General features: G+C 53.1%; 1 protein-coding gene and 3 rRNA genes. All 4 read right to left on the bottom strand.

Annotated elements, in window-relative coordinates:
* Nucleotides 1-45: 45 nt before the first annotated feature.
* Nucleotides 46-157 (bottom strand): 5S ribosomal RNA (gene rrf / locus DES35_RS11210).
* A 66-nt stretch (nucleotides 158-223) separates the two neighbouring features.
* Nucleotides 224-3,113 (bottom strand): 23S ribosomal RNA (locus DES35_RS11205).
* Between the two features lie 106 nt (nucleotides 3,114-3,219).
* Nucleotides 3,220-4,742 (bottom strand): 16S ribosomal RNA (locus DES35_RS11200).
* The 16S, 23S and 5S rRNA genes sit together here, the layout of an rRNA operon.
* 43 nt (nucleotides 4,743-4,785) lie before the next feature.
* Nucleotides 4,786-4,967: hypothetical protein (locus tag DES35_RS11640; protein ID WP_211306560.1), on the bottom strand; the 182-nt coding region annotated here is incomplete at its 5' end.

Here is a 4,967-nt window from a genome sequence, read left to right as displayed (position 1 = left end):
TAAACAAAAAACCCCGGCACGAACCGGGGTTTTTACAAATTATAAGGAGGGCAGCGACATACTCTCCCGGCTTGTGGGCCAGTACCATCTGCGCTGGTGGGCTTAACTTCTCTGTTCGGAATGGGAAGAGGTGATCCCCACCGCTATAGCCACCCTCGAAGTCTTCCGTACTTCTGTCCAATATCACTGACATATCGGCTTTTGAAGCAGAGATAACGAGCTGTTGAGGAAGTCTACGGGTAATTAGTACTGCTCGGCTATGACATTACTGCCTGTACACCTGCAGCCTATCAACGTCCTCTTCTCGAACGACCCTTAAAAGAAATCTCATCTCGGGGTATGTTTCGCGCTTATATGCTTTCAGCGCTTATCACTGCCGCACATGGCTACCCTGCGGTGCAGCTGGCGCCACAACAGGTACACCAGAGGTGCGTCCGCCACGGTCCTCTCGTACTAATGGCAGCTCCCCTCAAATTTCTAACGCCCGCAATAGATAGAGACCGAACTGTCTCGCGACGTTCTGAACCCAGCTCGCGTGCCACTTTAATGGGCGAACAGCCCAACCCTTGGGACCTTCTCCAGCCCCAGGATGTGACGAGCCGACATCGAGGTGCCAAACCCCCCCGTCGATGTGAGCTCTTGGGAAGGATCAGCCTGTTATCCCCGGAGTACCTTTTATCCTTTGAGCGATGGCCTGCCCATACAGCGCCACCGGATCACTATGCCCTGGTTTCCCACCTGATCGGCTTGTCGGCCTCACAGTCAAGCGCCCTTATGCCATTGCACTCTGCGCACGGTTGCCAAGCGTGCTGAGGGCACCTTTGGAAGCCTCCGTTACTCTTTTGGAGGCGACCACCCCAGTCAAACTACCCGCCAAGCACTGTCCCACTTCTCCAGTGGTTAGGCTTCAAACAACGAAAGGGTGGTATTTCAACGACGACTCCACCAAGGCTGGCGCCTCAGCTTCTCAGTCTCCCACCTATCCTACACATCCGTTGTCCAAAGTCAATACTAAGCTGTAGTGAAGGTTCACGGGGTCTTTTCGTCCCATTGCGGGTACCCGGCATCTTCACCGAGACTACAATTTCACCGAGCTCGTGGCTGAGACAGTGCCCAGATCGTTACACCATTCGTGCAGGTCGGAACTTACCCGACAAGGAATTTCGCTACCTTAGGACCGTTATAGTTACGGCCGCCGTTTACCGGGGCTTCAATTCAGAGCTTCGCCTCTTCGGCTAACCCCTCCTCTTAACCTTCCGGCACCGGGCAGGTGTCAGACCCTATACTTCTTCTTTCGAATTCGCAGAGTCCTGTGTTTTTGATAAACAGTCGCCTGGGCCATTTCTCTGCGCCCCACCTTACGGCAGGGACCCCTTCTCCCGAAGTTACGGGGTTAATTTGCCTAGTTCCTTAGCCACGACTCACTCGAGCACCTTAGGATCCTCTCCTCGACTACCTGTGTCGGTTTACGGTACGGGCTGCTTATAACTGAAGCTTAGCGGCTTTTCTCGGAAGTCTGATTACCCTCTCTATCTCATCGTCCGTAGACTCTGAGTACTATCACCTTCGGCATCAGCAGCGGATTTGCCTACTGCCAATCTACCTACAAGCTTTAACCCGGATTTCCGTCACCGGGCGGAGGTGTCACTGCTTCGTCCCCGCTTCGCATTATAAGCAGGTATCGGAATATTAACCGATTTGGCATCAGCTACGCCGTCTCTACAACGACCTCGCCTTAGCTCCCGACTTACCCCGGGTTGATTAACATCGCCCGGGAAACCTTAGTCTTTCGGTGGGCAGGTTTCTCACCCGCCTTATCGTTACTTATGCCTACATTTTCTCTTCTGTACGCTCCAGTAAGCCTCTCAGCTATCCTTCAACGCCTACAGAATGCTCCCCTACCTGCTCCTACGAGCATCAAGGCTTCGGTGTATCGCTTATGCCCGATTATTGTCCATGCCAAACCGCTCGACTAGTGAGCTGTTACGCACTCTTTAAATGAATGGCTGCTTCCAAGCCAACATCCTAGCTGTCAATGCAGTTCGACCTCGTTTGAACAACTTAGCGATAACTCCGGGACCTTAGCCGTTGATCTGGGTTCTTTCCCTCTCGGACCGTGACCTTAGCACCCCGGCCCTCACTCCTGTGTATATATGTCAGCATTCGGAGTTTGTCAGGATTTGGTAGGCGGTGAAACCCCCGCATCCTATCAGTGGCTCTACCTCTGACATACTCCACCACAAGGCTGCACCTAAATGCATTTCGGGGAGTACGAGCTATTTCCCAGTTTGATTAGCCTTTCACCCCTACCCACAGCTCATCCAAAAGCTTTTCAACGCTCACTGGTTCGGCCCTCCACTCCGTGTTACCGAAGCTTCAGCCTGGCCATGGGTAGATCACTAGGTTTCGCGTCTGCCACCACTGACTATACGCCCTCTTCAGACTCGCTTTCGCTTCGGCTCCAGACCTTAAGCCCTTAACCTCGCCAGTGATGCGCAACTCGTAGGCTCATTATGCAAAAGGCACGCCGTCACTACTTACGTAGCTCCGACCGCTTGTAGGCACACGGTTTCAGGTTCTCTTTCACCCCCTTACTCAGGGTTCTTTTCACCTTTCCCTCACGGTACTTGTTCACTATCGGTCTTCCGGGAGTATTTAGCCTTACCGGATGGTCCCGGCTGATTCACACGGGATTCCTCGTGTCCCGCGCTACTCAGGATACCAACTGACATCTCACATCCTTACGCCTACAGGGCTTTCACCTCCTATGGCCAGTCTTTCCAAACTGTTCGGCTTCGAATGTGCATGCCTCTCGTCGGTCCTACTACCCCCACAGTGCCTAAACACCATGGGTTTGGGCTCCTCCCCGTTCGCTCGCCACTACTAAGGGAATCACTGTTGTTTTCTCCTCCTCCGGGTACTTAGATGTTTCAGTTCCCCGGGTTCGCCTCTCCTATACGGAGATCTCCGAATTCATTCGGAGGGGTTACCCCATTCGGAAATCCACGGATCTACGCTCGCGTGCAGCTCCCCGCGGCTTATCGCAGCTTACCACGTCCTTCTTCGCCTCCGGAAGCCAAGGCATCCCCCGTGTGCCCTTCTTAACTTCTCTCTACTATCGTTATCTCTCGCTCCTAGCCAATATGTCAAAGATCGTAAAATGCGGTTAGCAGTCAGTGAAGGTAGAGAAAGTCGGTTTACTTATCAAAAGTTCTCTAAAAAGGAGGTATTCCAGCCGCACCTTCCGGTACGGCTACCTTGTTACGACTTAGCCCCAGTCACCGGTTTTACCCTAGGCAGCTCCTTGCGGTTACCGACTTCAGGTACCCCCGGCTCCCATGGCTTGACGGGCGGTGTGTACAAGGCCCGGGAACGTATTCACCGCGCCATGGCTGATGCGCGATTACTAGCGATTCCAGCTTCATGGAGTCGAGTTGCAGACTCCAATCCGAACTGAGACGGTCTTTAAGGATTAGCTCCCTGTCGCCAGGTGGCTGCCCTCTGTAACCGCCATTGTAGCACGTGTGTAGCCCTGGACGTAAGGGCCGTGATGATTTGACGTCATCCCCTCCTTCCTCTCCCCTTACGGGGGCAGTTCCCTTAGAGTCCCCGGCTCTCCCGCTGGTAACTAAGGGTAGGGGTTGCGCTCGTTAGGGGACTTAACCCAACACCTCACGGCACGAGCTGACGACAACCATGCAGCACCTTGCAAGCCGTCCCGAAGGAAAAACCTGTTTCCAAGTCCGTCAGCCTGCATTTAAGCCCAGGTAAGGTTCCTCGCGTATCATCGAATTAAACCACATGCTCCACCGCTTGTGCGGGCCCCCGTCAATTCCTTTGAGTTTCAACCTTGCGGCCGTACTCCCCAGGTGGATCACTTAACGCTTTCGCTTTGCCACTGATTCATCTGACGAACCAACAGCAAGTGATCATCGTTTAGGGCGTGGACTACCAGGGTATCTAATCCTGTTTGCTCCCCACGCTTTCGTCCATCAGCGTCAGTTGCGACCCAGTGAACTGCCTTCGCAATCGGTGTTCTGTGTCATATCTATGCATTTCACCGCTACTTGACACATTCCATCCACCTCTGTCGCACTCTAGCCTGCCAGTATCAAAGGCAATTCTTCAGTTGAGCTGAAGGATTTCACCCCTGACTTAACAAACCGCCTACGGACCCTTTAAACCCAATGAATCCGGATAACGCTCGCATCCTCCGTATTACCGCGGCTGCTGGCACGGAGTTAGCCGATGCTTATTCCTCAGGTACTTTCAGCCTCCTATCACGTAAGAGGGTTTACCCCCTGAGAAAAGCAGTTTACAACCCATAGGGCCTTCTTCCTGCACGCGGCATGGCTGGGTCAGCCTTGCGGCCATTGCCCAATATTCCTCACTGCTGCCTCCCGTAGGAGTCTGGTCCGTGTCTCAGTACCAGTGTGGGGGACCAACCTCTCAGTTCCCCTACCGATCGTAGGCTTGGTAGGCCTTTACCCTACCAACTACCTAATCGGACGCATGCCCATCCCATACCGCCTCAGCTTTAAATACCAAGTCATGCAACTCAGTATTACCATGGGGTATTAATCTCCCTTTCGGGAGGCTATCCCCCAGTATGGGGCAGGTTACATACGCGTTACGCACCCGTGCGCCACTCTCGTCAACATTGCTGCTGACTACCGTTCGACTTGCATGTGTTAGGCCTGCCGCTAGCGTTCATCCTGAGCCAGGATCAAACTCTCCGTTGTAATCCGTTGTCCCGCTCTCTCTACTTCCCCGTCTGCTGCTAACCTATATTTTCAAAGAACTTACTTGTCTTATTACCTGTTCTAAATTCGGGCTGCAAAGGTAAAACAATCCGGCTTTCATCCAACAACCATTTTCCTGTTTAACACTTCTTTTGCCTTCTCGCCTCCCAATTCGCCTCTCCAAAGAACTACCCGCTTCTAAAAAAACGGGCTGCAAAGGTAAAG

This window comes from Schleiferia thermophila, from assembly GCF_003337435.1.
GTDB classification, from domain to species: domain Bacteria; phylum Bacteroidota; class Bacteroidia; order Flavobacteriales; family Schleiferiaceae; genus Schleiferia; species Schleiferia thermophila.
The sequence above is the reverse complement of the archived record's forward strand: the minus strand, read 5'-3'. Positions and strand labels throughout refer to the sequence as shown.